Here is a 24,838-nt window from a genome sequence, read left to right as displayed (position 1 = left end):
GGCCCGCCGATCAGAAGACGCCGCTGTAGGCGTTGAGTGCGGGCTGCCCGCCCAGGTGTGCGTAGAGAACCTTGGAGGTGGGCCCGATCTCGCGGGACCGGACCAGGTCGATCAGGCCGGCCATGGACTTTCCCTCGTACACCGGGTCGAGGATGACCCCTTCGAGGCGGCCGGTCAGGGTGATCGCATCGATGGTCGACTGCACCGGGATGCCGTAGCGCTCGCCTGCCCAACCGTCGAGGACGGTGATCTCGTCGTCGGACAGATCCCGGCCCAAACCGATGAGTTCGGCGGTGTTGCGGGCGATGCGGGCGACCTGCGCGTGTGTCTCTGCCAGGGTCGCCGACGCGTCGATCCCGATGACCCGCCGCGGGCGGCGTTGACCGGCGAACCCGGCGATCATGCCCGCGTGGGTCGAGCCGGTGACCGTGCAGACCACGATGGTGTCGAAGAAGATCCCCAGCTCGTCCTCCTGGCGCTGCACCTCGTAGGCCCAGTTGGCGAAACCGAGCCCGCCGAGGCGGTGATCGGAGCCTCCCGCGGGGATGGGGTACGGGGTGCCCCCGGCGCGGCGCACGTCCTCGACGGCCCGGTGCCAGCTGTCCTTGAATGCGATGCCGAATCCTGCGGGATCGAGACGGACGTCGGCGCCCATGATGCGCGACAGCAGGATGTTGCCGACCTTGTCGTTGACCGCGTCTGGCCAGTCGACCCACTTCTCCTGCACCAGCACCGCTTTGAGGCCGAGTTTGGCCGCGACGGCGGCGACCTGACGGGTGTGGTTGGACTGCACGCCGCCGATTGAGACCAAGGTGTCGGCGCCCTGCTCCAGCGCGTCGGGAACGATGTACTCCAGCTTGCGGGTCTTGTTCCCGCCGAAGGCGAGGCCGGAGTTGACATCCTCGCGCTTGGCCCAGATCTCGGCGCCGCCGAGGTGTGCGCTGAGCCTGGGCAGCGGATGGATCGGGCTGGGTCCGAAGGTCAGCGGGTAACGCGGGAAATCGTCGATGGCCATGCGTGCTCCAGAGTTCGTCGCCGTCCCGCGGGGCGCAGTCCGTGCCCCGCCAAGTATGCAACATGCAATATATCGATGCATTCCGGACCCCTGACAGATCGCCGTGAATCGAAGGCCCGGAACTGGTGACCGGGGACGGATCCCGTCCTAGGCTTAGGTCAGGCACTAGATCTCAGACCTGAGTGAGCGTGGAGCGCGCGATGACAACCACGAACGTGAAATGTCCCCACTGCGAGACTGTCAATCGGCTTCCCGCCGCCGCGAACGGCACGCCGCGCTGCGCCAGCTGCCATGAGGCGGTGCCCTGGATCGCCGTCGCCGGCGACGCCGATTTCGCCGAGGTCGCGGAGCGCTCCAGAGTGCCGGTGCTGGTGGATCTGGGGGTCACCTGGTGCGATCCGTGCCGGACGGTCGGCCCGACGCTGGAGCAGCTCGCCACAGAGCACGCGGGGGAGCTGAAACTGGTCAAGGTGGACGTAGACACCGCACGGCGGACCGCGGCGCGGTTTTCTGTCCAGTCCGTGCCGACGTTGCTCGTCCTGGCGGAGGGCGCGGTGTTGGCCCGTCAGTCGGGCGCCGCGCCGGTGGCTTGTTTGCGAGCATGGCTGGACCGCGCGTTGAGCGGGACGGGGTCCGAATCCGGGGCGGCGCAACGGTGATCCGCGCGGGCGGAGTTCGTGACCTCTGACCGGGAGGTCTGGCAGAACCGGCGATTCGGGGCGCACACTCGAGGTGTCGTCGAATCTAAGGGGCCGCGATGATGGAACAACTTCACGACTTCTTCGGTGAGGTCTTCGCGCGGCATTTCCGGCCCGCGATGGACATGTATCCGCGCTGGGGCGTCGGGGTCGTCGAGCGGATGTTCATGCTGACCGACGCCGTTCAGGATCCGCTGGAACAGAGCCGCCACGGTGCGATGGAGTGGGGTGGTACCGAGATCCCGAACGCCCGGATCACCGAGGAGTTCTTCGTGATCACTCAGCACGGGCTGATGTACGCCGCCGAGGTGAACGGGGCTCACCGGGCCCTGCACTACCTCGCCACGCCGCCGGCACTGTTCGATCCGTTCGTCGATCATGCCGAGACGTCCGAACTCCGCGAGGGGGAGGTGGTGGTCGTGGACAGCCGGTTCGGCCGCGATCTGGCCTCGGCTCATCCGATGGACGCCGCGTTGCGCCGCATCCTCGACGAGCATCTGGCGCTGCGGGTGAACCTTCCGCGAGTCGGTTCGACCGCCTGATCCTCAGCTGACCGACCTACCGGATACGGGCGTCCTGGATCGGTTCGCCGGTGCTCAGGTGGTCATCGATGAGCCGGTCCACGTGCTCGGGAGTCATGTCGCCGTACCAGACGTCGTCGGGCTGAACCGCGAGTACCGGCGCGTGGTTACAGGGGAACATGCAGCCGGCCGCGGTCATCAGGACGTCGCTGTCCCGGAGCCCACGCCGCGACAATCCCTCGGCGAGGGCGGTCCAGGTCTTTTCCGCGCCGCGGGCGCTGCACCGCGGCCCCCGGCAGACGAGCACATGGTGACGGTAGGCGGGGACCTCCGCCCAGGCCGCCGAGGTCAGCGGCGACTCCGACCCGGTGACCGGCCGTGCCTTCTCCAGGGCGGAGGAGACCGCGGCAGCATCGACCGGGTCGGTGTCGAGCAGTCTGGTCGCGACCACGACCTCAGGCGCTCCGGCGCCACGTTCACGCCACCAGTGCGAGGCGATCCGGCGCAGCCACGAGTTGCCCGGCGCCAGTTGCCCGAAGGCGACGCCGACCAGCTCGATCCGCCCGGCCCCGCCGTCGGCGAGTTCGGTGAGCACGGTGCGCAGGGACGGCTCGGTGATCTGTAGGAAGGCCAGGCGGACACCGAGGGCGGCAGCGGTGGCCGCGAGGTCGCCGGCGGCGTTGGCCTCCCGGATCGACATCCCGACGAGGACCCGGACCGCTTCGGTAGGGGCATGAGATGGACGCACGAGGGGCACAACCTTTCTCGGGGTAGACCGCCCCGAGCTCGAAAGGTGCGGTGGGGCGAGTATCTGGCTCACGCACGCTGGACAAAGCGCCGCTCACAGTGGCGGTACCGCGCCGGAATCGCACCGGCTTCCTCGGATCCCATCGCAATGGACGGACCAGAGGCTAGCAGGACCGCCACTGCTAACGCCGCGGTCAGAGCCGGCGATAGCCAGGTATGGCTCCCGTCCGCGCTACCGCCGCGCTCGCTCTCGCCCTGATCGCGCCCTGGTCGGGGATGGCGACCGTCCACGCGCAGCCGGTCGCATACCTGCCGCCCGTACCGGTGGTGGCGTCCCCGACGTGCGGGGGCACCGTCAGGGCGGAGGCTCAGGTGGCGCCCGTTCAGACCTTCGATCAGGTGGAGAACGGCGTCCGGGTGACGATCAACTACGACGCCGGCAGATATGACGGATCCTGCTCGCTGACCGTCACCGCGGCGTGGGCCAATCTCGACACCGGGGCCTCCGGCCACGCTGACATCACCGCAGTCTCGACGATCGACGGGCACTACGGATTCATCGGCTATGCGAACACGATGTTCCAGACGGGCAGCGGCACCGTGGTCGTCACGCTCAGCTCGCACCCGGGCGCCGAACTGCGGGTCACCGCGTAGCCGCCCGTTACCGTGAGGGCATGGGCCGGCGCATCTATGTCGTCACCCACCCGGAGGCGACGCACCACGTCGACGGCCTGGTCGGGGGCTGGCACGACTCCGACCTGACGGCGCGCGGCGCCCGGCATGCCGCCGCCATCGGCCGTGCGCTCGGTGACGTGCTCGCGGGCCGCGGGGCCGAGGTGTTCTCCTCTGATCTGCTGCGCGCCCGACGCACGGCCGAGGCCGTCGCGGCGGCACTGAACACCGCCCCGGTGCTCGACGAGCGATTGCGCGAGAAGTCCTACGGGGTGGCCGAAGGCCGGCCGCAGAGCTGGCTCGATGCGCGGTTCATCCCGCCGCCGGTCACCGGCGACCGAATGTCGCACGACGAAGGAATCCCCGGTGCGGAGACCAAGGGTGAGTTCGCCGCGAGAATCTACTCCGCTGTGGACGAGATACTCTCTCGGCCAGCACAAGACATCGTGATCGTGACCCACGGGTTCGCCTTGACCTATGTGATCACCGATTGGCTCGGGGTACCGATCGCGCATGCCGGCCGCGCCGGCTTCACAGCGGCCCCCGGGAGCATCACGACCCTCGCCGAGGACGACTACTTCCACAACAGGCAGGTCAGCGTGCTCGCCGATGTCAGTCACCTCGCCGGCGACACCGCGGCCGCTACGGATCGGCCTGCAGGAGGTGGTCGAGCACTTCCCGGGTGAGCGCGACCCCGAAGAGTTTCAGCCGCCCGAGGGGGATGGACTCGATCATCTTCAGCATCCCGGTGCCCAGGCTGTCCTGGTCGGGCATGGCCGCGGCGCTCTGCTGGAACATCGAGATCAGCCGCGGCCCGGCGACCGGATCGGCGAGCACCTCACCGATCGTCGAGTTCTCGGTGAGCGGGACTCGCACGCCGTCACCGTCGAGGTGAATCGCGATGGTGTGCACGATATTTCGGCTTGAACTCCCGATCCGCAGGACGTACTCGCCGCCCTCGACCACCCAGTCGTCGACCCGGTCGTCCCAGTACGCGAAATCCGCACGGGGGATGCGCACGGTCACCGCGCCGGTGGCACCGCGCGCCAAATCCACGACCTGGAATCCCCGCAGCTCCTGCGGAGCCCGCGCGATGTCCGACACCGGTTTGGCGGCGTAGATCTGCACCACTTCGCGGCCGTCGCGAGGTCCGGTGTTGGTCAACGAAACCGTGACCACGATCTCCTCACCCTCGACGGCGGCTGCGGCCGTGTCGTAGCGAAAAGTCGTGTAGGACAACCCATGCCCGAACGGGTAGGTCACCTCGATGGCCCGGGCGTCGTAGCCGCGGTAGCCGACGAAGATCCCCTCGCCGTAGAGGACCCGGGAGTGTTCGCCCGGGAAGTTCAGGAATGACGGCGCGTCCTGCAGGCGCTCCGGCACCGTCTCGGCGAGACGGCCGCTGGGGTTCACCAGGCCGAACAGTACGTCGGCGACCGCCGAGCCGCCGCCCTGGCCGAGAAGGGCACCGTCGAGGACGGCCGCTGCCAGCCGGTCCACCTCGGCCAGCCGGACCACACCGCCGTGGCACAGCACGACGACCGTGCGCGGTTGCGCCGCCGCGACGGCCTCCAGCAGACGCAACTGCCCAGCCGGCAGCGCGATGTCCACGCGGTCGTAGCCTTCGGATTCCGCGTGGTCGGACAGTCCGAGGAACACCACGGCGGCGTCGGCTGCCGCGGCGCCCGCGACCGCGTCGTCGATGAGGCGCTGCGGGTCGTCGCCGGAGCCGTAGCCGGGCGCATAGGTGACGGCACCGGCCGCACGGGCGCGGATCTCGTCCAGGGGGATGTCGAGTCTGGCGGCGTTGACGTGCGAACTCCCGCCGCCCTGGTACCGGGGGTGGACGGCGAACTCCCCGACGACGGCCAGCGCTCCGTCAGCGCGCAAGGGCAACAGGTCACCGGTGTTCTTCAGCAGCGCGATACTGCGGCCCGCGGCTTCACGGGCCAGCGCGTGGTGGGCGTCCAGGTCGGCGACGACGGGGTCGGTGTTTGCCGCGGCGCGGACAAGCAGCGTCAGGACCCGGACCGCCGCGGCGTCGACGACGGCCGGGTCGAGCCGCCCCGCCTCGACCGCCGCGACGACGTCCGCGTCCAGGGAGGGGTCGCCGCCGGGCATGGCCAGGTCAAGACCGGCCACAAGTGCGGCGACCCGGTCGGTGACCGCGCCCCAGTCGCTGACCACAGCGCCGGCGAAGCCCCACTGGTGACGCAGCACATCGGTGAGCAGCCAACGGTTCTCGGACGCGTAGACACCGTTGATCTTGTTGTAGGAGCACATCACCGTCCACGGCCGGGATTCGGTGACCACCCGCTCGAAGCTCTTCAGGTAGATCTCCCGCAGCGCCCGCGGACCGACCCGGGAGTCGGAGCGCATCCTGTCGTATTCGGCGTTGTTGGCCGCGAAGTGCTTGACCGACGCTCCGACGCCCCCGGCCTGCAGTCCCTCGACCCACGCGGCGCCCAATGTGCCACTCAGGAAAGGATCTTCGGAGAAGTACTCGAAATTGCGCCCGCAGCGCGGATCGCGCTTGATGTTCACTGCGGGCCCCAACAGGATGCCGACTCCGAGCGCGCGGGACTCGTCGGCCAGCGCGCGACCCACCCGCGCGACCAGTGCGCGATCCCAGCTCTGCGCCAGACCGGCGGCCGGGGGAAAGCAGGTCGCCGGCGCACTCGCGGCGAGCCCGAGATGGTCGGCGAGGCCAGGCTGTACCCGCACGCCGTGGGGGCCGTCGGTCAGTGTCAGCGCGGGGAGCCCGGCGGCGGACTTGGTGTGCCAGAAAGACTCGCCGCTACCGAGCCCGGCCCTGACCTGCAACGGCAACGACGCCGGGTCTGCCGCAGCGCCGGATGAGGTTCCGTGCGGCGGTTCGGAGATGCTCATCCTGCTCCCAGCGGATCAGCGCGGTCGTGCGGCCGAGCATAGGACCGATTCCGCCGGCCGGCCAGAGCCGCGGCTGGATGAAATGTCAGGCGGTGCCGCGCCGGTTCGTGGGACCATCGGGGATGACCGAGGCCCGCCCGCCCATTCCGCCCTACGATCTGGACACCGCCCGGCAGAAGGTGCAGGCGGCCGAGGACGCCTGGAACACCTGCGACCCGCACCGCGTCAGCCTGGCCTACACGGTCGACAGCGTGTGGCGTAACCGCGACCAGTTCGTCACGGGCCGCGCTGCCATCGTCGAGTTCCTCACCGCCAAATGGGAGCGCGAGCGCAGCTACGCGTTGCGGAAAAGCCTGTGGAGCTACACCGGAAACCGCATCGCGGTGCGCTTCCAGTACGAGTGCCATGACGGGTCCGGCCAGTGGTGGCGCAGCTACGGCAACGAACTGTGGGAGTTCGACGACAACGGTCTGATGCGCCGGCGCGAGGCCAGCATCAACGACGTGCGGATCGAGGAGGCCGAGCGCCGCATCTTCGGTCCCCGCGGCGACGACGAACGCGGCGCCGACGTCGAGCTCCCGCTGTGCTGACGGCCGCCGACAGCAGGGATCGGGCCACGCTGGCGTCGGTGAACGTCGGAATGCCCGCCGACGTCGATTGGAACGGCCGCGTGGTGCACACGGGTAGCTGGAAGTCGCCGGTGGCGGGGCCGCGCACGGTCCGGCGGCTCAACATCGACGGCGACGGTCAGGGTGATCTGGCCGGACACGGCGGGGAGAATCGCGCCGTGCTGGTCTACCAGCTGGAGTCCTACCGCCACTGGGCCCGCGAACTGGGCCGCGACGATCTCACGCCGGGCGTGTTCGGGGAGAACCTCACCGTCGACGGCCTGCCCGACAGCGAGGTGTGCATCGGCGACCGGTACCGCATCGGCGACGTCGTGCTCGAAGTGACGCAGCCGCGGGTGACCTGCTACCGCGTCGGGATGCGTGTCCGCGAGCCCCGGATGGCGGCGCTGCTCGTCGCCCACCGTCGACCGGGCTTCTACTGCCGCGTCCTCGCCGAGGGGCAGATCGAAGCGGGGCAGCAGATCGAACAGATCAGCCAGGGGCCCGAGGCCGTGACGGTCGCCGACATCGACGGCCTGCTCTATCTCCCGGGGCATCCCCGCGACAGTCTCGAGCGTGCACTGCGCATCCCGGCGCTCAGCCCAGGATGGAAGGGATCGCTGGAAAGCCTGCTGGCGCAAAGTGATTCCGCGGTATCGGGGAACAGCGGGTTGACCGGCGCCGCCACCGGGCCACCGGCCTGGCCGGGGTTCCGCGCACTGCGCGTCGTCGCGGCCAGGGCCGAGAGCCGCGACGTGCGTTCAGTGACCCTCGCCGATCCCGACGGCACACCCTTGCCGCCGCGGCTGGCCGGACAGTCGATAGCGGTGCGCGTCCCGATCGGGGACACGACGGCCGTGCGCAGCTACTCGTTGTGCAACAGTCCGGCCACATACCTGTACCGGATCGCGGTCAAGCGGGAAACACACGGTAGCGCAAGCAATTACGTCCACGATCAGTTGCCGGTCGGTGCCGAGATCGATATCGCCGCGCCCCGCGGCGACTTCGTTCTCGACGCGGCGGAACGGCCGCTGGTGTTGCTGTCGGCCGGGGTGGGTGTCACGCCCCTGCTGTCGATGTTGCATGCCGTCAGCGAGCAGCGATCCGACCGGCCGCTGTGGTGGATCCACGCCGCGCGTAACGGGGTCGAACACCCTTTCGCCGCCGAGGCGAGCGAGGCGTTGCGCCTCCTCCCGGGCAGTCGCAGTGCGGTCTTCTACAGTCGGCCGAGGCAGTCCGATCGGCTCGGCATCGACTACGACCGCAGCGGCCGCATCACCGCCCAAGCACTGGCTGAACTGCAGATCCCCAGCGAGGCCTCGGTATTCGTGTGCGGCCCGGATCTGTTCATGGCCGACGTCACCCGCGTGCTGGTCGACCACGGAATGCGCCGGGACGCCATCCACGTCGAGGCCTTCGCCGGCCGCGCCGCCGTCACCCCGGGAATCGCCGCCGCGTCCGCCCTGCCACCGCATCAACCCGCGGGGCCGACAGGTGACGGGCCCGTCGTCCAGTTCGCCCGCAGCGGTATCTCCGCACCCTGGGGTTCGGGATACGCCAGCCTGCTGGAGTTCGCCGAAGCGTGCGACATCCCCACCCGGTGGTCCTGCCGCACGGGGGTCTGCCACACCTGTGAAACCGGGCTACTGGCCGGGCGGGTCCGCAACGACCCCGGACCTCTGGAGGAGCCCGCCGAAGGCAACTGTCTGCCGTGCATCGCGGCGCCGGTGACGCCCGTCGTCCTGGATCTCTGACCGGATCCTATTGTCCCCCAAAACGACACCCACCGATTCAGGGCGCGGTCGGCGGCCCGAGGTTATTCGTGGCCCACTCAAGCGCGGTCGTCGTCTCGATCCCGTTGCGGGCGTTGAACGTCGCCGACTTCGGCCAGGCCACGCCGACGCCGCGGGCGAACACGGCGCGGTACTTCTTCATGGGGTCCTGCGGATCCGTCGCAAGGTCGGCATCGAGATGCTCGATCGACCAGCGCACCCGGTTCACCTCGGTGCCGAGCACGTCCTCGACCACATCGGCGAGCCGGCCGTAACTGAGGGTGTCCCCGGCGACGTAGACGACCTTGTCGGCGGCACTCGGTGGCGCATGCAGCACCGCGGCGGTGAGTGTGCCGATGTCCTCGGGGGTGGTGACGGTGACCTCGGTGTCCCAGTCACCCAGCGCGTGCACAGTGCGCGAAGGCAGATCGACCACACCGAACGCGGGATCGAACAGGAAGCTGGTGAACATCCCCGTGGAGATGATGCGCCAGTCGGTGTGGTTCTGGCTTCGCAGCATGTCGCGCACGTCGAGCTGCTCGTCGAACAGCGTCTGCGGGCTCCCTCGGCCGATCAGGTCGTAGTCCACCCCGAATTGCCAAGGCAGATAACGGCCTACCCGTGCCGACAGGGCCGCCTCGGCGAGTGTGACCTGGGTGCCCGCCCCGGCGGCAAAGCCAAGGCAGCTGACCACCGTGTCGTATCTGCCGAAAAGGTCGGCCAGTTCCGGCGCCGGGGTGGTGGCGACGTCGCCGTACTCCACGGTCGCCCCGGCGGCCGTGAGTTCCCGGAGCAGTTGCGCTCTGCCCGCGGAGGGGGAGGATGTCGGGCGAAGCAGCACCGCGATGGTGTCACCGCTTCGGCGGTTGCGGATCTGCGCCGACAGCGCATCGATGACTGCCGTCCCGAGTTCGCCGGCGCCGACGATCAGGAACGATTCGGTGTCACGTGCTTTCACGGCGTGCCTTCCTTGCCCGGCTGATCGCGGTGATGCCGGGCCGAAGGGTGCAACGCAGTCCACGCCCCAGGTGTTTCCCGGCCCGCTGACGACCGGGCCGAAAGCGCCTCGGGTGGGACGCAGGAGTCTAGGGTGGGGTTCATGGCGGAGCTGGTCGATCTGCTGTCCGAAGAGCGCATCGCGCTCGACGTGCACGCCGACACCTGGCAGGCGGCGATCAAAGCTGCCGGTCGGCTCCTAGACCAGGCAGGCATCGCCGATGCCGCCTACACCGATTCGATGATCGCCAACGTCGAGGCCAACGGTCCCTACATCGTGGTGGCCCCGGGCTTCGCCTTCGCGCACGCCCGCTCCTCGCCGGCTGTGCATCGCACCGGGATGTCCTGGGTGCGGCTGGCCGAACCGGTCGAATTCGGACACAAGACCAACGACCCGGTGACGCTGGTGGTGGCGCTCGCCGCGGTCGACGCGGGCGCGCACACCGCCGCGATGGCGCAACTGGCGAAGGTGCTGGGGGACCCGGCCCGGCGCGCGGCGCTGGACTCCGCGAAGACGCCCGCCGAGGTGATGGAGCTGCTCGGCGGCCCGCGGCCGACGACGAGCGCCGCCGCGCCTGCCAAGGCCAACAACCTGATCCTGACGGTGTGCGGAAACGGGCTGGGCACCAGCCTGTTTCTGAAGAACACGCTCGAGCAGGTGCTGCAGACGTGGGGCTGGGCGCCGTTCATCACCGTCGAGGCCACCGACACCATCTCGGCGAAGGGCAAGGCCAAGAGCGCCGACCTGATTCTGACCTCCGGTGAGATCGCCCGGACCCTCGGCGACGTCGGGGTGCCGGTCAAGGTGATCGACAACTTCACCTCCACCGCCGAAGTGGACAGCGCGCTGCGCGATTCCTACGACGTCTAGGAGCCCGATGAACTGGCTGGTCGGCATCGCCGAATTCCTGGTCAATGAAATTCTGGCGGTCCCCGCCTTCCTGATCGGCATCATCACCGCGGTTGGCTTGATAGCCCTGCGCAAGTCCTCCGGACAGGTGATCGGTGGCGCACTCAAGGCCACGCTGGGCTTTCTGTTGATCAACGCCGGAGCCGGACTGGTGGTCAGTTCACTGGAACCGCTGGGCGTGATGATCCAGGGCGCCGCGGGCACTCAGGGCGTGGTCCCCACCAATGAGGCCATCGTCGGGATTGCGCAGGACGAGTACGGGGCACAGGTGGCCTGGCTGATGATCCTGGGGTTCGCCGTCAGCCTGGTGCTGGCCCGGTTCACGCCGCTGCACTACGTGTTCCTCACGGGTCACCACGCGCTGTTCATGGCTACTCTGTTGACGATCGTGCTGGCCACCGCGGGGCTGGACACCCCGATCGTGATCCTGCTCGGCGGCTTCCTGCTCGGCGTGGTGATGGTGTCGCTACCGGCGCTCGCGCAACCGTGGACTAAGCGCATCACCGGCGACGACAGCATTGCCATCGGTCACTTCGGCACCCTGGGCTACATCGCCTCTGGCATCACCGGCCGGTTCGTGGGCGGGAAGAAGAGTCAGTCCACCGAAGATCTCAGACTGCCGGAATCTCTGCGCTTCCTGCGCGATTCGATGGTCGCCACCGCCTTGTCGATGGTGCTGATGTATCTGGTCGTCTCGCTGCTGTATCTGGCCAGAGCCGGTCAGGAGACCGCATTCGCCGCATACGCCGACGACACCGGCGCCGGTGCCGCCGTGGATGTCGGCAACTTCTTGATGAGGGGCGTCACCGAAGGACTCAGCTTCGGCGTGGCCGTTGCGGTGATCCTGTTCGGCGTGCGCACCATCCTTGGCGAACTGGTACCGGCGTTCCAAGGAATCGCCGAGCGGGTGGTGCCGGGCGCGGTGCCCGCGCTCGACGCACCGATCGTGTTCCCGTACGCGCAGAACGCGGTGCTCATCGGATTCATCTCGAGCTTCGTCGCCGGTCTGGTGGGGCTGGCGGTGCTGTCGGTCTGGCTGGGGCCGGCGTTCGGTTGGGTGCTGGTGCTCCCCGGCCTGGTGCCACACTTCTTCACCGGCGGCGCGGCCGGGGTGTACGGCAATGCCACCGGTGGTAGACGGGGCGCGGTCGCGGGCGGGTTCGTCAACGGCCTGCTGATCACGTTCCTGCCCGCGCTGCTGGTGCGGGTACTCGGCTCCTTCGGTGCGGAGAACACCACCTTCGGCGACACCGACTTCGGCTGGTACGGAATCCTTCTCGGCAACGCCGCCAAGCTCGGCACCGTGTGGGGCATGGTGACGATGCTGATGATCGGTGTGATCCTGCTCAGCCTGGCGATCCTGGTGCAGAAGCGCCTGGTCGACGCCGACTGGGATCCCTCGCCGGGTCGGCCGCTTCCGGTCGGTGCCGGCGCGGCGGCCGGCTCCACCTCGGCGCCGACGGGCGGGCGCAGCTACCCGAAGATCGCCCCGCCGGCCGGAGCGCCGCCGCCGCCCCCGCCGCCGCAGGCCTGACGGTCAGGCGTGGGGCCACTGATATCGTGGCGACGTAGCCTGAATACGTTGCGGCACAATTTAATATCGGGACGAGCTGCCCGCGGGTTCGACGTGGATGAACGTCTCGGTGTGGGGCAGCGCCGCGTCGATATCGGACTCAAGGCGGTCAGCCAGGTCGTGCGCGGCTTGCACGGTCCACTGCCCGGGCACGGTGACGACGACGAACACCAGACGCTGCCGGCCGGATTCGACGGTGCGCAGCGGCGCGAACTCGACCGGGTACTCGCTGCGGTAGCGGTCCAGGACCGCCTCGACCGCCGCGTGATCGCGTTCGGGCAGCGCCGCGCTGAGCAGATTGCTCATCGATCCGCGGAGCAACCGGTACCCGGTCCAGAGGATGTTGACCCCGACCGTCAGCGCCACGATCGGATCGAGCGGGTACCAACCCGTCAGCGCCACAAGGGATATGCCGACGATCACGCCCGCGGAGGTCCACACGTCGGTCATCAGATGCTTGCCGTCGGCCACCAGCGTGGGCGAGCGGTGTTGCCGGCCCACCCGCTGCAGAACGATCCCCACGACGAGGTTGACCACTGCCGCGGCGGTGGACAGGGCCAGCCCTAGTCCGGGCTGCACGAGCGGCTCGGGACTCATCAGGCGTTCGACCGCGCTCCAGATGATCGCGGTGGCCGCCACGAAGATCATCGCTCCCTCGACCAGAGCCGACAGGTACTCGGCCTTGCCATGGCCGAAGTGGTGGTCGGCGTCGCGGGGGCGGGCGGCCACCCGCAGCGCCCAGATCGCCACCACGGCCGCAACCAGATTGACACCGGATTCCAATGCATCGGAGAGGAATCCGACCGAACCGGTGACCGCCGCGGCACCGGCTTTCAGCGCCATGGTGGTGATCGCGGCGGTCAGGCTCAGCAGCATGAACCGCTCGAGCAGGCGGTGCTCCTGCTGCTTGGACAGTGAAATCGCCGTCATCTCCGCCCCGTCCGTTCTTCCGCGGCGGCTCCGCGCAGCCGTGTGCGCAGCACCAGCTTGCGGAGTTCGTCGAACCACAGCACGGTCGAGGCCATCGCAACCGCGACCACCCAGTGGGTCAGGTCCATCGGAGCTGTGCCGAAAGCTGTTTGCAGCAGCGGTATCTGCACCACCGCGACCTGCAGCGCGACACCGAGGCCCACCGAGGCCCACAGCCAGCGGTTGCTGAACAGGCCCCGGAACGCACTGGTGGTCTCCGACCGGGAGTTGAAGGCGTTGAAGAACTGCGCGAACACCAGTGTGGTGAATCCGGCGGTGCGCGCCACGTCCAGCGAGTCCGATCCCTCGACCAGGCCGCCCGGCAGGAAGATGTCCATCGTCAACAGCGTGGCGATGCCCATGACCAATCCGATGGACAGGATGCCCCGCCACATCACGCGGTTGATGAGGCGATCGGTCGGGCGTCGCGGCGGCCGGGACATCACGTCATCGATCTCCGGATCCACGCCCATCGCGAGGGCAGGCCCGGAATCGGTGACGAGATTGATCCACAGAATCTGCGTGGCCAGCAGCGGTACGACGATCGTCTCGCCCTCCGCGGCGGTGATCCCGATGAAACCGGCGAGCACCACACCGAAGAACACGGTGAAGACCTCACCCATGTTCGACGACAGCAGGTAGCGCAGGAACTTCTTGATGTTGTCGAAGATGGCCCTGCCCTGGCGGACCGCGATGACGATGGTCGCGAAGTTGTCGTCGGCGAGGATCATCTTCGCGGCTTCCTTGGTCACCTGTGTCCCGGTGATCCCCATCGCCACACCGATGTCGGCTGCCTTCAGCGCGGGCGCATCGTTGACACCGTCGCCGGTCATCGCCACGACCTCGCCGCGGGCCTGCAGCGCGTCGACGATCTGGAGTTTGTTCCGTGGTGCGACTCGCGCGTAGACGGAGGTCGCGGCCGTCACCTCTTCGAGCCGGTCGGGGGAGAGTGCGTCGAGCTCGGCCCCGGTGACCGCGACGGCTCCCGGCCCGACGATGCCGAGGTCCTCGGCGATGCGCGCCGCGGTGGTGGGGTGATCGCCGGTGATCATCATGACCCGCACACCCGCCCGGTGGGCCTCGGCGACGGCGTCGGCCACCTCGGGGCGGGGTGGGTCGATGATCCCGACGACGCCGAGATAGACGAGATCCTGTTCGTCATCGGCGTCGAGCTCGTCGGCGGTGTCGGCGTCGACCCGGCGGTAGGCGACCCCCAGGGTGCGGTAGGCCTGCGCGGACAGTTCTTCGACCGCGACGGCTGCGGCGGCGCGCCGGTCGGGATCGAGCGGTACCACCTGATCCCCGACCTGAACGGCGGTGCAGCGCTTCAGCAGCACGTCGGGCGCGCCCTTGGCCACCACCGCGGCGCCTGTGTCGTCGCCGGTGACCCCGGTGTTTTCGTCGCTCCGAGCGACCAACGCGGACATCATCTTCCGCTCCGACGTGAACGGGATCTCGCCCAGCCGCTCGAACTGCCGCGCGCGGTCGCGGGCACCCTCGAGCTTGTGGGCGGCCACCAGGAACGCCGCCTCGGTCGGGTCGCCCTGGATCTGCCATTCGTCGTCGTGCACGGTCAGCTGCGCGTTGTTGGCCAGCATGCCGCCGATGAGCACCATGCGTGCCTCGCGCGACAGTGCCGGATCGGACAACGGCCGGCCGCCGGCCAGCGCGGCGCCCTCGGGACGGTAACCGACGCCGGTCAGCTCGACCTCGCCCGAGGCGGTGCGGATGCGCTGGATCGTCATCTCGTTCTTCGTCAGGGTGCCGGTCTTGTCCGACGCGATCACGGTGGCCGAACCCAGCGTCTCCACCGAGTGCAGCTTCTTCACCACCGCGTTGCGCCGGGCCAGCTGCTGGACCCCGATGGCCAGCACGACGGACAAGATGGCGGGCAGCCCCTCGGGGACCGCCGCAACGGCGAGGGAGACCCCGAGAAGCAGCACGGTGACCAGATGGCTCAACGTGGAGATCTCGTTCACCAGCGCCGTGACGGCCATGACCACCACGGCGATGACGATGACCGTGACGCCCAGCAGCTTGCTGACCCGCGCGATCTCCTTCTGCAGCGGGGTCGGGTCCTCCGTGGTGGTCTCCAGCATCTCGGCGATCGCACCGACCTCGGTGCCCATCCCGGTGGCGGTGACGACCGCCCGTCCCACCCCCTGGACCACCGAGGTGCCGCGGAACACCATGTCCGTGCGGTCGCCGAGCGGCATGGGTTGTGCCAGCGTGGCGGCGGACTTGGTCACCGGCTCGCTCTCGCCGGTCAGCGACGCCTCGGCCAGGCGCAGCGCCGCGGCCGTCAGCAGCCGGGCGTCCGCGCCGACGGCGTCGCCCTCGTTGAGCACGAGAACGTCCCCGCACACCAGGTCAGCCGACGACACCGTGCGCAGTTCGCCGTCGCGCAGCACCGTCGAGGTCGCTGACGTCATCGACTGCAGCGCCTTGACGGCTGCCTCAGCCCTGCTCTCCTGGACGAACCCGAGAATGCCGTTGAGCACGACGATCGCGGAGATGACCAGCGCGTCGACGGGTGCGCCGGTCGCGCCTTCGGCGGCCCAGGCCGCCATCGAGATCGCGGCCGCGACGAGCAGCAGATAGACCAGCGGATCCTGGAACTGGCGAAGGATCTTTCGCCACACCGGCACCGGCGCCTTGGCCCGCAACGTGTTGGGTCCGTCGCGCTGGAGGCGGCGGTCGGCCTCCGCCGAGGTGAGACCGGTCGCAGGGTCGACTGCCAGGTCACGTGCCACCTCGGCGGCGTCGCGTGTCGACGGATCGTGCGACGCGCCGACAGACACTGTCACCTGACCGATGATGCTCCCGGCGACGCGCCGAACCAAGGGGAAAGCAGTAACGATCTCCCCGCCGGGGTCACTCCTTCAGGTGGCGGGCGAGGAAGCGTTCGATCGCGTGGTACATCTCGATCACGTTCTCGGGGTTGACCGCGCCGTGGCCTTCGTCGGTCTGGACCAGGTATTCCACTTCGACGCCGCGGGCACGCAGCGCATTCACCAGGTTGTCGGACTCCGCGTGCACCACGCGGACGTCGTTGGCGCCCTGGATCACCATCAGCGGTGTGCGGATCTGGTCGACCTTGGTGATGGGCGAGCGGGCCATCATGTCGGCCAGCTGCTCGGGGTCGTCGGGGTCGCCGACGTAGAGGTGCCAGTTGTTGGCCAGGTGCGGGCGTCCCACCGGCGGCAGGGTCCGCATGAAGTTGGCCAGGTCGGAGATGCCGACGTAGTCCACGGCGGCGGCGAAGACGTCCGGGGTGAACGTGATTCCGACCAGCGCCGCGTAGCCGCCGTAGGACCCGCCGAAGATCGCGACCCGCTCCCGGTCGGCGTAGCCCTGCTGGACGGCCCAGTCGACAGCGTCGATCAGGTCGTCGTGCATCTTGCCCGCGAACTCGCCGATCGCGGCCTTCAGGAACGATGCGCCGAAGCCCAGCGAGCCGCGGAAGTTGACCTGCAACACCGCGTATCCCCGGTTGGCCAGTAGCTGCGCGGCGGGGTTGTACTCCCAGCTGTCGCGATACCACGGGCCACCGTGCACCATCAGGACCATTGGCAGCCCGGTCGGCTCCACCCCGACCGGCAGGGTCAGATACGAGTGCAGCGTGAGGCCGTCCCGTGAGGTGATCGCCACCGGCTGCATCGGGGCCAGCTGCTCGGGATCGAGGTGCGGGTACGGCCGGTACAGCAGCCGACTCTCGCCGGTGTCGTGGTCGTACAGATAGGTGGCGTGGGGATCGCGGTCGTGGGTGAAGCTGACCACCCAGCGCCGGCCCTTCTCGTCGGATGTGATCCGGCCGAGGTCGCCGTCGGACAACTTCTCCAGATTCGCGAGCACGTCGGCGAAGTGCGGCTCGAGCGCATGGATCACCTGTCGCTCACGCTGGTAGCGGACACCGATGAGCGCGCCGGTGCTCCGGTCCTGGATCAGGGTTTGTGACCGGAGGGGATCGAAGAGGCCGTGGATGTCGAGATCGAATTCCGGGTGGCTGTCCACCTCGGTCTCCGCGCCCGTGGTCAGATCGACGCGGACCAGGCGGGTCCGGTCGGTGCCCTTGCTGGAACCCATCCATGCCCCGGTGCCGTCCGGGGTGAGCACGAGTGGGTAGATGCCCAACGGGTGATCCGACCCGTCGAACGTCGCGATGGGGGTCAGTGTCGCCGCGTCGCCGTCCCACCGGGACAGTTCGACATGACCGTCGGGGGTCAGTGACGTCGCGAACAGGTGGCCGTTGTCGCTGCAGAGCCAGTTGAACGCGGTTCCGGGATTCTCGGCGAGCAACGTGGACTCGCCGGTGGCGATGTCGATTTCGTACACGTCGAACAGTTGGACGTCGCGCTGGTTCGTGATCACCACCGCCTTGCCGTTCTTGACCTCCCGTATCGGTGCGGCGATCACCCCGGGAAACGGGGTCAGGTCCACGGGTACGGCCTCCGGATCGTCGAGATCGATGCGGAAGAGGTGCCAGTTCTCGTCGCCGGCGGTGTCCTGGAGATAGATCATCCAGCGCGGGTCGTCGGTCCAGTCGAAATGGTGCACGCTGCGCTGCTCGTCGGCCGTCACGCACCGCGCCTCGTCGGAGTCGAGGTCCTGGACCCACACGTTGAGGCGGTTCTTCCACGGTGCGAGGAACGCGATGCGGCGGCCGTCGGGCGATATCATCGCTCCGGCGCGGGTGGGTGGGTTGAAGAAGTCTTCGACGGAGATGTGCTCGGGCAGTGCCATGGGGGCCCTTCCTGGGGTCAGCAGCGCAGAGTCGATCACCGGGCGTGGGTCAACGGCCGGGATGTGTGCGTATTCGGTTGTCGTTCCTGGGGTTTTCGGTCAGTCCGCGACGGGTCCGCCGAACCGGCCGTTGGTGGCGTCGGTGACGGCCCGGTCGATCATGTCGAGTGCCTCGGCCTGGCTGACCTTCTCGTTGTCGATGATCACCCGACGGCCCACCTCCTCGTCGATGACGCGGAACGCGCCGGTCACCGCGGCGGCGCACAGGCGAACGGTCAGGTGCTGCTCAGGTAGGTGAAGCCGTTCGGCGACAACGGGTATGAAATCACGCTCCATCTGGTCGTGCACCATCAGATAGGAGGTCCGCAACGCGGGTTCCCGCACCGACACGGCGGCGATGCGCAGTGCGCTCCGCACATCGACGATCTCCTCTTCGGTCAGCGGATTGCGGGCGGTGTAGGCGGCGAGGTGGTCGGCGAGGGACAACTCCTTCGGCCACTGCCGGGCCAGTGTGATGAAACGCTGTGCGGATTGCGCCAGCACCGGCTCCACGCAGCTCTCCTTGCTGCGGAAGTAACGCCACACCGTGCGAGTGGAAAGCCCTGCCGCCGAGGCGATGTCGTCCCCGCTGGTGGCGGAGACGCCTCGGTCCCAGAACAACTCACACGCGTGTCGCGAAACCTGCAGGCGTGCCTGTGCCTGCTTGTCGCTGGTGCTGCCGATCTTCACGACCTCCTGTCACTTAGTGACAGCACCACTGTGTCACTAAGTGACAATCCTGTCAAAGCTGTGATCAGGGTCGGTCCCGGGAAGGCCCGTCCCCGGATTCCGCGAGCTTGTGCAGGCCGGTGTCCCAGCGGGCGCCGCGGGCGCGTGAGCACAGCAGGTGGCCGACCCCGTACAGCGAGGCAGCGGCGAGGGCGACGCCCGCCCAGATCAGCACCGCCGTCGTCACGGCCTGCGCGGGCGCGGATCCGATCGAGGCCGGTGCGGGAACCTGCCTGCCGTCCTCGTCGACCCACACGTCGACGGTGTCGCCGGGCTCGACCGTCGCCGACGCCCGCACCGTTCCGCTGTGTTGGACGCCGCCGACGATCCACGTGGCCGGCACGTCGGCGCGGCGGGTCCGGTCACCGCGCGCCGGCACGTCGCCCACCGTCGCTTCGACCATGAATCGGTTCTCGGCCTGCGCGACATGGGTGTGGCGCAACGAGTCGTAGACCGCCGTGCCCGCCGCGGCGGCGATCGGGAACGCGAACAGTGCCATCGCCACGGCCAGCACCAGCAGCGCGGCCTCCATCCGGTCCACGGTGCGGACGAGCGGGTGGCGGCCACGCAGCCGCGTGAGCAGGGGCAGTCGAGGAAGGTCGAGAGTGAACGGCGTCCAGCCGTCGTCCTCGGCCCGGTGGGTACCGGCCTCGCGCTCACTCCTGGCTCTGTGCGGGCGCACCGTGCTTCCCTCCTGTGCGGTGATCTCCGGCGACGTAGACACGTCCGGCTCTACTCCATGGTGGCTACGATCGGCGCACAGGGCTTGGACGCATGACACAAGGACGCGGCGCCTCCTTTGTCGCGTCGCGACAAGTGGTGGCGTTAACCTTCCTCCCATGACTGATACCGGCCTGATCGAGTCCGTGGCAGCCGCCGGCGCGGCCATCGAGGAAGCGGTGGCGGTGTTCATGCTGCACCCGCAGACCTACGCCGGGAGCGTCGCCGCAGGCTATGAGAATCCGCTGGCGGGGTATGTCGCCGGTCGCGGCGGCGTCCTGGGCGAGGCCACCGGCGCCACCGTCAGTTCGGTGTTCGCGGTGTTCGAGCCGACCGGCCTGGCGGCGATGTGGGACGAGGGCGTCGCGGTGCGCGGCGCGGCCGGGGCGGCGGAGGTCTACTGGAACCAGACCGCCGAGTTCGGCCGCCAGTACCTTGCGGCAGCCGACGGACTGGACCGCATCGCGGCGCTGGGGCAGAAGGTCATCGCGGCGACGCCGGCCGCGAGCCTGCCATTGTTCGCCGGCTGGCGCGCGATGCCGCTGGCCGACGATGTCCCCGCCAGGGCGCTTCAGGTGATGTTCGTGTTGCGGGAGTTGCGCGCCGGGCTGCACTTCAACGCGCTGTCCCTGTCGGGCGTCAGCCCGGTGGAAGCGCACATGCTCAACAAGGGCCCCGGGTACACCGCGATGTTCGGTTGGCCCGAGCCGTACGCCGACGGCGCGGACAAGAAGGAGAGCTTCGTCGAGGCCGAGCGTGCAACCAACCGACGGATGGCCGAGATCGTCAGCAGCACACTGAATCCCGCGGAGACCGAGGAACTTGCCCGACTGAGCTCCGCCGCGCTGGGGACGTTGAAGGCCGCCGTTCCGAGGTGATCCACCCGCGACTTGTCCTGCCCCTCAATCGATCTGCGTTGGGGATAGGTGCTGTACGCCGGGGGCGGACTCAGCGCGGCGTCACGTCGGTGCTGTTGAGGCGACTGGCGGCGAACGCCGCGCCCCGGGCGGTCAGATCGCCGTTGTAGCTGCCCGGGGTGTGCATGGCGAAGTTCAGCCCGTCTGAACACACCGGGTCCTCGATCGCGCACAACGCACTCGTCTTCGTCGCGTAGAGCGGACCGATGGTCACCGACGGCTCGCCGAGGAAGTTCATCGCGCGGGGGTTCGGCATGCCGAACAGGACAACGGCGGCGACGTGCTCGGCGACCTCGGGCTGCAGCGGCTTGGGAACCGTCGCGGGATCGACGCCGTCGGGCACCGCGGCCGAGGTCACAAAGCCGGCCACCGCCGCGCCCTGCGAGTATCCACCGAGCACCAGATCGGTACTGGGACAAGTGTTTGCCATCGAGAGGATTCGGGTGCTCGCATCCCGGACACCGTCCACGCCGGTCGCCCATTGATCGGTGGCCGGGTAGTTGACCGGGTAAACGCCCAGAGATCTGTCGCCGATCTGCGGGCGCAGTGCGTCGATGAACGCCTGCCCCGTCGGACCCACCCCGGGCGGCTCATGGGTGCCGCGCGCGAAGATCACCTCGACGTCTGGGCATTCCTGGGCAGAAACCGGCGACGACAGGCTGGTCGAGATCGCCATCATCGCCAACGCCACCGTGCCGGGTAACCCCAAAGCCTTGCTGATACCCACCTTCAACTCCCCTCCGATGCTCCGACCCCATTGAAGCAGGTAGCGGTGCGCAGAACGTGGAACGTGTTGGTGCGCAGTGGTTTACACGCAACAAAACGAGACTTCGCCGCATCGGCGTCGATACGGCACCGCTCCGGTCAACACCGCTTCGTCCCATCGCATTCCGCGTCGAAAGCGAGGGGACCCACTCGCAGGCTACCCCCGGGCCCGCGAGGTCGATACCCGGACCGCGGAACTTCCGGCGCCGAGCCCTGGCCGGTGCCGGCTCGAGATCAGGCCTTGCCGTAGTCAGCCGACTACATTAGCGTGTAGTCAGCTGACTGCATGCGCGTCCGGAGTATCGATCGCCGACCCCCGTTGCGCAGTCCGGCAATCCGTATCACAACGTCGTTCCGCGGGTGCCGATAGCGAAAACCCCTGTGTCGCAACAAGAGGTGCGGGCATCTCACGCTCGGATCGCGTTGGAGGAGAGACGATGACAGACAACACTCTCAGCGGCCGGGAGGCCTCGGATACCGACCACTGGCTGAGGTCCTACTACGCCCTGCGCGGCGTGGTGTCGCTCGTCTGGGTCGCCGCCGCCCTGGTTGTCGGTCCCCAGTCGCCGATCGTCGCAGCTGTGCTGCTGTTGAGCTATCCGGCCTGGGACGGCCTGGCCAACACCGCCGACGCCCGGCGCAACGGCGGTTTCCGGCGTAACCCCACGCAGACGTTCAATGCCGCGGTCAGCAGCGTGACCACCGTCGCCGTGGCCTTCGCGCTCGCCGCGAGCATGAACGCGGTCCTGGGCGTCTTCGGAGTCTGGGCCGCGCTGTCGGGTCTGCTGCAGCTGGCGACGGCGGTGCGCCGTTGGAAGCTCGCCGGCGGCCAGTGGGTCATGATCCTCAGCGGCGCGCAGTCGGCGTTCGCCGGCGTGATGTTCCTGCGGGAGGCGGGTGCCCCGGTGGTGCCGAGCGTGGCCGACATCGCACCGTACGCCGCGTTCGGGGCCCTCTATTTTCTCGTGTCGGCCGGCTGGTTGAGCGTGTCGTCCGCGCGACGACGCCGGCGTACCGCCGGTGCCGCCGCGGGCGATCGCGCCTACGAGGGGCGCTGACGTCGGCGCGGAGGCGGCGATGCCTCAGTCGTGCGCCAGCCCGCGGGGGTCGGCGAGATGCTCGCCGAGGGCGCCGGTCACGGGTTTGGGGACGGCGCGGCCACGGCGGTCGCTCAGCCCCGTCGCGGCCCTCAGATACGGGCCGAAGAGTCGCCAGCCCAACTGGAGGGCGAGTGCGTCCGCGGTGGCGACCCGAGCCGCGTAGTCGTCCTCGCACTGTTCGCGGGCGGCCGCGACGAGCTGCTCGATGTTGGGAAACCGATGCTGGAGTCCGCCGACGTCGAACCCGTCCAGCAGCGCGCGGGCGATCACCCGCCAGCTCCGTTCGGCGCGGGCTTCGACCTCCTCGGCCGGCATGCCCGCGTCGCGTGCGGCCACCAGGTCTTCGGCGAGATGGTCCAGTACGGCCGCCACCACCGCGTCCTTGTTGCCGATATGGCGAAAGATCAGTCCGGCGTTGATGTTCGACCGCGCGGCGATGTCACGAAGCGTCGTCGCCGCCGGGCCGCGTTCGGCGAACAGATCAGCCGCGTGTGACAGCACGATCGGTCGGATGCGGGCTCCGGCGTCGGTGGTGCCGCCCTCTGCCGTAGTCACCCGACTACGTTAGCGCCCCGCTGGTGCACGGCCGCCGACGGCGCACTACTTGACGGTGCGTCGAATAAAGTCGACACTGTGTAGATTAGAGCGATCAGGAGGCTCCCGTGACGACATTCCTCATCACCGGCGTGAGCAGTGGCCTGGGACGGGCGTTCGCGACCGGAGCGCTGGAGGCCGGGCATCAGGTGGTGGGCACGGTGCGCAGACCCGAGGACGCCGAGGCGTTCCGGTCGCTGGCGCCGGGGCGCGCCCATGCCCGCGTGCTCGACGTGACCGATGACGCGGCCGTCCTCGCGACGGTGGCCGACGTCGAGTCGGCGGTTGGGCCCCTCGACGTCGTGATCGCGAACGCCGGTTACGGCCTCGAGGGTGTGTTCGAGGAGACGCCGTTGTCGGAACTGCGCGCGCAGTTCGCCACCAACGTCTTCGGGGTCGCGGCCACGCTGCAGGCCGTGCTGCCGTACATGCGGCAACGGCGCGCCGGGCACCTGATGGCAGTCACGTCGATGGCCGGTCTCATGGCGGTCCCCGGGATGTCCGCCTACTGTGCGAGCAAGTTCGCCGTCGAGGGGATGCTGGAGAGTCTGCGTAAAGAGGTGGCCCCGTTCGGCATTCACGTCACCGCGATCGAGCCGGGCTCGTTCCGCACCGACTGGGCGGGCCGTTCGATGACACGTGCGCAGCGTTCCATCGCCGACTACGACGCGTCGTTCAACCCCCTCCGCGAGGCACGCGTCAGAGCGAGCGGCAATCAGCTGGGCAACCCGGCGAAGGCGGCCGATGCCGTCCTGGCGATACTTCAGGAGGCCGACCCGCCGGCGCATCTCGTTCTCGGCTCGGACGCTCTGAGGCTGATAGGTGCAGCCCGCGCGGCCGTCGACGAAGACATTCGGCGCTGGGACCGCCTTTCCCGCAGTACCGATTTCGCTGACGGTGCGCAATTGGCGGCCGGCTAGGGCTGTCCGGGGAAACAGTGACCAAATCCTGGCCCTCGCGTCGTACGGCCCCTGCCGCACGCAAGGGTGACCTGCGCGAGCGGCAGATCCTCGATGCCGCTGAGGGCCTGCTGTCGGCGACCGGCTATGCCGACATGACCGTCGGCGACATCGCCGGGGCGGCCGGGATCACCCGGGGGGCGCTGTACTTCTATTTCGGCTCGAAACAAGAAGTGCTCACGGCGCTGGTCGCCCGCACCGTGCATGAACTGCAGGAGAAGGCAGCTTCCGCACGCGCCGACACCGGTCCGGTCGACCGGGTCATCGCGGCTGCGCTGCGCCGCACCGCGGACCTGTGGCGCGAGCACGGCCCGGTGATGCGCATGGCCGTCGATCTCGGATCCGCCGTGCTCGAAGTCGACCGGCTGTGGACCGGTGCCGCCGAAGCATCCATCGACGCCATCGCCGAGATCCTGCACCGCGGAGGTGTCCCGGCCGGCGACGGGCCGGCCGATGCGCAGGCACTGGCGGGGGTCTTGTGCTGGATGATCGAACGCAGCTTTTACCAGGCGTCCAAAGTCTCCCCGGAGGCACTCGATCGCGCGGCGCAGACCTGCGAGGCAGTATGGAGGCGGATGGCGGCATCGGGCTGAGCCGCCGTGTCCAGTGCGCAGCGGGACCAGACACGGGGGCGGCATGACCGACCATCACGAGGAATCCGCCGGATCGGGGCGACTCGGTGACCTCGTGGCGCGTCGGCATTCGTCACGAATGTTCCTCAGCGACAGGCCCGTTGCGACCGCGCTCCTCGAGGAGGCGGTGACGCTCGCGATGCGCGCGCCGTCGAACTCCAACTCCCAGCCCTGGGAGATGTACCTGGTGACGGGTGATCGCCGCGATCAACTGGTGGCGGCGTTGTTGGCGGCCGCGGACGAGCGCCCGCCGCGCCTGGAATCGGCGGG

General features: G+C 68.9%; 24 protein-coding genes and 1 riboswitch. Of the genes, 13 read left to right on the top strand and 11 right to left on the bottom strand.

Going from position 1 to position 24,838, the window contains the following annotated elements; all coding sequences use genetic code 11:
• Window positions 1-10: 10 nt before the first annotated feature.
• On the bottom strand, window positions 11-1,015 hold the full coding sequence (locus MVA01S_RS13195) for a 1-aminocyclopropane-1-carboxylate deaminase (protein ID WP_003931554.1): 1,005 nt from the start codon (window positions 1,013-1,015) through the stop codon (window positions 11-13).
• A gap of 200 nt (window positions 1,016-1,215) precedes the next feature.
• On the opposite strand from MVA01S_RS13195, the gene MVA01S_RS13190 reads away from it, so the two are divergent.
• On the top strand, window positions 1,216-1,674 hold the full coding sequence (locus MVA01S_RS13190) for a thioredoxin family protein (RefSeq protein WP_040541935.1): 459 nt from the start codon (window positions 1,216-1,218) through the stop codon (window positions 1,672-1,674).
• 98 nt (window positions 1,675-1,772) lie between these two features.
• Window positions 1,773-2,255: a hypothetical protein gene (locus MVA01S_RS13185; RefSeq protein WP_003931552.1), complete on the top strand. Its 483-nt coding sequence runs from the start codon at window positions 1,773-1,775 to the stop codon at window positions 2,253-2,255.
• A gap of 16 nt (window positions 2,256-2,271) precedes the next feature.
• Here the strand turns inward: MVA01S_RS13185 and MVA01S_RS13180 are convergent, their stop codons facing one another.
• On the bottom strand, window positions 2,272-2,982 hold the full coding sequence (locus MVA01S_RS13180; protein ID WP_204249579.1) for a (2Fe-2S) ferredoxin domain-containing protein: 711 nt from the start codon (window positions 2,980-2,982) through the stop codon (window positions 2,272-2,274).
• A 37-nt stretch (window positions 2,983-3,019) separates the two neighbouring features.
• Window positions 3,020-3,158: riboswitch (cobalamin riboswitch) on the bottom strand.
• 39 nt (window positions 3,159-3,197) lie between these two features.
• On the opposite strand from MVA01S_RS13180, the gene MVA01S_RS13175 reads away from it, so the two are divergent.
• On the top strand, window positions 3,198-3,635 hold the full coding sequence (locus MVA01S_RS13175; RefSeq protein WP_003931550.1) for a hypothetical protein: 438 nt from the start codon (window positions 3,198-3,200) through the stop codon (window positions 3,633-3,635).
• 20 nt (window positions 3,636-3,655) lie between these two features.
• The gene (locus MVA01S_RS13170; RefSeq protein ID WP_003931549.1) at window positions 3,656-4,339 is read left to right on the top strand and encodes a histidine phosphatase family protein; all 684 of its coding nucleotides are present in this window, start codon (window positions 3,656-3,658) and stop codon (window positions 4,337-4,339) included.
• On the opposite strand, the gene MVA01S_RS13165 is transcribed toward MVA01S_RS13170, so the two are convergent.
• Window positions 4,296-6,542 carry a glycoside hydrolase family 3 C-terminal domain-containing protein gene (locus MVA01S_RS13165; protein ID WP_003931548.1) on the bottom strand — a complete coding sequence of 749 codons (2,247 nt, stop codon included), beginning with the start codon at window positions 6,540-6,542 and terminating at the stop codon, window positions 4,296-4,298. The two genes, MVA01S_RS13170 and MVA01S_RS13165, sit on opposite strands and share 44 nt — an antisense overlap.
• 122 nt (window positions 6,543-6,664) lie before the next feature.
• Here MVA01S_RS13165 and MVA01S_RS13160 point away from each other — a divergent pair, with 122 nt between their 5' ends.
• Window positions 6,665-7,132 carry a nuclear transport factor 2 family protein gene (locus MVA01S_RS13160; protein WP_040541930.1) on the top strand — a complete coding sequence of 156 codons (468 nt, stop codon included), beginning with the start codon at window positions 6,665-6,667 and terminating at the stop codon, window positions 7,130-7,132.
• 50 nt (window positions 7,133-7,182) lie between these two features.
• Window positions 7,183-8,904, top strand: coding sequence for an MOSC domain-containing protein (locus MVA01S_RS13155; RefSeq protein ID WP_040541928.1), 1,722 nt, complete (start codon window positions 7,183-7,185; stop codon window positions 8,902-8,904).
• Window positions 8,905-8,941: 37 nt separating this feature from the next.
• Here MVA01S_RS13155 and MVA01S_RS13150 read toward each other — a convergent pair whose 3' ends face one another.
• Entirely contained in the window at window positions 8,942-9,880 is a 939-nt protein-coding gene (locus MVA01S_RS13150) for an aromatic alcohol reductase (protein WP_003931545.1), read from the bottom strand.
• Between the two features lie 141 nt (window positions 9,881-10,021).
• On the opposite strand from MVA01S_RS13150, the gene MVA01S_RS13145 reads away from it, so the two are divergent.
• The gene (locus MVA01S_RS13145; RefSeq protein ID WP_040541925.1) at window positions 10,022-10,789 is read left to right on the top strand and encodes a PTS sugar transporter subunit IIAB; all 768 of its coding nucleotides are present in this window, start codon (window positions 10,022-10,024) and stop codon (window positions 10,787-10,789) included.
• 7 nt (window positions 10,790-10,796) lie between these two features.
• Complete coding sequence (ulaA, locus tag MVA01S_RS13140; protein WP_003931543.1) at window positions 10,797-12,362, top strand: PTS ascorbate transporter subunit IIC; 1,566 nt, start codon at window positions 10,797-10,799, stop codon at window positions 12,360-12,362.
• 60 nt (window positions 12,363-12,422) lie between these two features.
• Here the strand turns inward: ulaA and MVA01S_RS13135 are convergent, their stop codons facing one another.
• The 5 genes from MVA01S_RS13135 to MVA01S_RS13115 form a co-directional block, all read right to left on the bottom strand.
• Entirely contained in the window at window positions 12,423-13,331 is a 909-nt protein-coding gene (locus MVA01S_RS13135) for a cation diffusion facilitator family transporter (protein ID WP_003931542.1), read from the bottom strand.
• Entirely contained in the window at window positions 13,328-16,177 is a 2,850-nt protein-coding gene (locus tag MVA01S_RS13130) for a cation-translocating P-type ATPase (RefSeq protein WP_040541922.1), read from the bottom strand. The genes MVA01S_RS13135 and MVA01S_RS13130 overlap by 4 nt, the downstream gene beginning before the upstream one ends.
• Window positions 16,178-16,244: 67 nt before the next feature.
• Window positions 16,245-18,113, bottom strand: coding sequence for a S9 family peptidase (locus tag MVA01S_RS13125; protein WP_003931540.1), 1,869 nt, complete (start codon window positions 18,111-18,113; stop codon window positions 16,245-16,247).
• A 99-nt stretch (window positions 18,114-18,212) separates the two neighbouring features.
• On the bottom strand, window positions 18,213-18,842 hold the full coding sequence (locus MVA01S_RS13120) for a TetR/AcrR family transcriptional regulator (RefSeq protein ID WP_003931539.1): 630 nt from the start codon (window positions 18,840-18,842) through the stop codon (window positions 18,213-18,215).
• Between the two features lie 64 nt (window positions 18,843-18,906).
• Window positions 18,907-19,605 (bottom strand): Rv1733c family protein, encoded by a 699-nt coding sequence (locus tag MVA01S_RS13115; protein ID WP_003931538.1) that lies wholly within the window; start codon window positions 19,603-19,605, stop codon window positions 18,907-18,909.
• Between the two features lie 115 nt (window positions 19,606-19,720).
• On the opposite strand from MVA01S_RS13115, the gene MVA01S_RS13110 reads away from it, so the two are divergent.
• Window positions 19,721-20,479 (top strand): SCO6745 family protein, encoded by a 759-nt coding sequence (locus tag MVA01S_RS13110; RefSeq protein WP_003931537.1) that lies wholly within the window; start codon window positions 19,721-19,723, stop codon window positions 20,477-20,479.
• 70 nt (window positions 20,480-20,549) lie between these two features.
• Here the strand turns inward: MVA01S_RS13110 and MVA01S_RS13105 are convergent, their stop codons facing one another.
• Window positions 20,550-21,197 carry a cutinase family protein gene (locus MVA01S_RS13105; RefSeq protein WP_081529106.1) on the bottom strand — a complete coding sequence of 216 codons (648 nt, stop codon included), beginning with the start codon at window positions 21,195-21,197 and terminating at the stop codon, window positions 20,550-20,552.
• A 523-nt stretch (window positions 21,198-21,720) separates the two neighbouring features.
• Between MVA01S_RS13105 and MVA01S_RS13100 the strand changes: the two genes are divergently transcribed.
• Entirely contained in the window at window positions 21,721-22,341 is a 621-nt protein-coding gene (locus MVA01S_RS13100) for a DUF308 domain-containing protein (protein WP_003931535.1), read from the top strand.
• A 24-nt stretch (window positions 22,342-22,365) separates the two neighbouring features.
• Here MVA01S_RS13100 and MVA01S_RS13095 read toward each other — a convergent pair whose 3' ends face one another.
• Entirely contained in the window at window positions 22,366-22,938 is a 573-nt protein-coding gene (locus tag MVA01S_RS13095) for a TetR/AcrR family transcriptional regulator (protein ID WP_003931534.1), read from the bottom strand.
• A gap of 107 nt (window positions 22,939-23,045) precedes the next feature.
• Here MVA01S_RS13095 and MVA01S_RS13090 point away from each other — a divergent pair, with 107 nt between their 5' ends.
• The 3 genes from MVA01S_RS13090 to MVA01S_RS13080 all read left to right on the top strand — a co-directional run.
• Window positions 23,046-23,897: an oxidoreductase gene (locus MVA01S_RS13090; RefSeq protein WP_003931533.1), complete on the top strand. Its 852-nt coding sequence runs from the start codon at window positions 23,046-23,048 to the stop codon at window positions 23,895-23,897.
• Window positions 23,898-23,914: 17 nt separating this feature from the next.
• Window positions 23,915-24,529, top strand: a complete 615-nt coding sequence (locus tag MVA01S_RS13085; RefSeq protein ID WP_003931532.1) for a TetR/AcrR family transcriptional regulator — start codon at window positions 23,915-23,917, stop codon at window positions 24,527-24,529.
• A 43-nt stretch (window positions 24,530-24,572) separates the two neighbouring features.
• Window positions 24,573-24,838 (top strand): nitroreductase family protein (locus MVA01S_RS13080; RefSeq protein ID WP_174538907.1); only part of this gene is annotated, 266 nt, incomplete at its 3' end.

The sequence above is a fragment of the Mycolicibacterium vaccae NBRC 14118 = CIP 105934 genome, from assembly GCF_001552715.1.
Taxonomy (GTDB): domain Bacteria; phylum Actinomycetota; class Actinomycetes; order Mycobacteriales; family Mycobacteriaceae; genus Mycobacterium; species Mycobacterium vaccae.
Note: the sequence above shows the minus strand (reverse complement) of the source record. Positions and strands in the feature narration are given on the sequence as shown.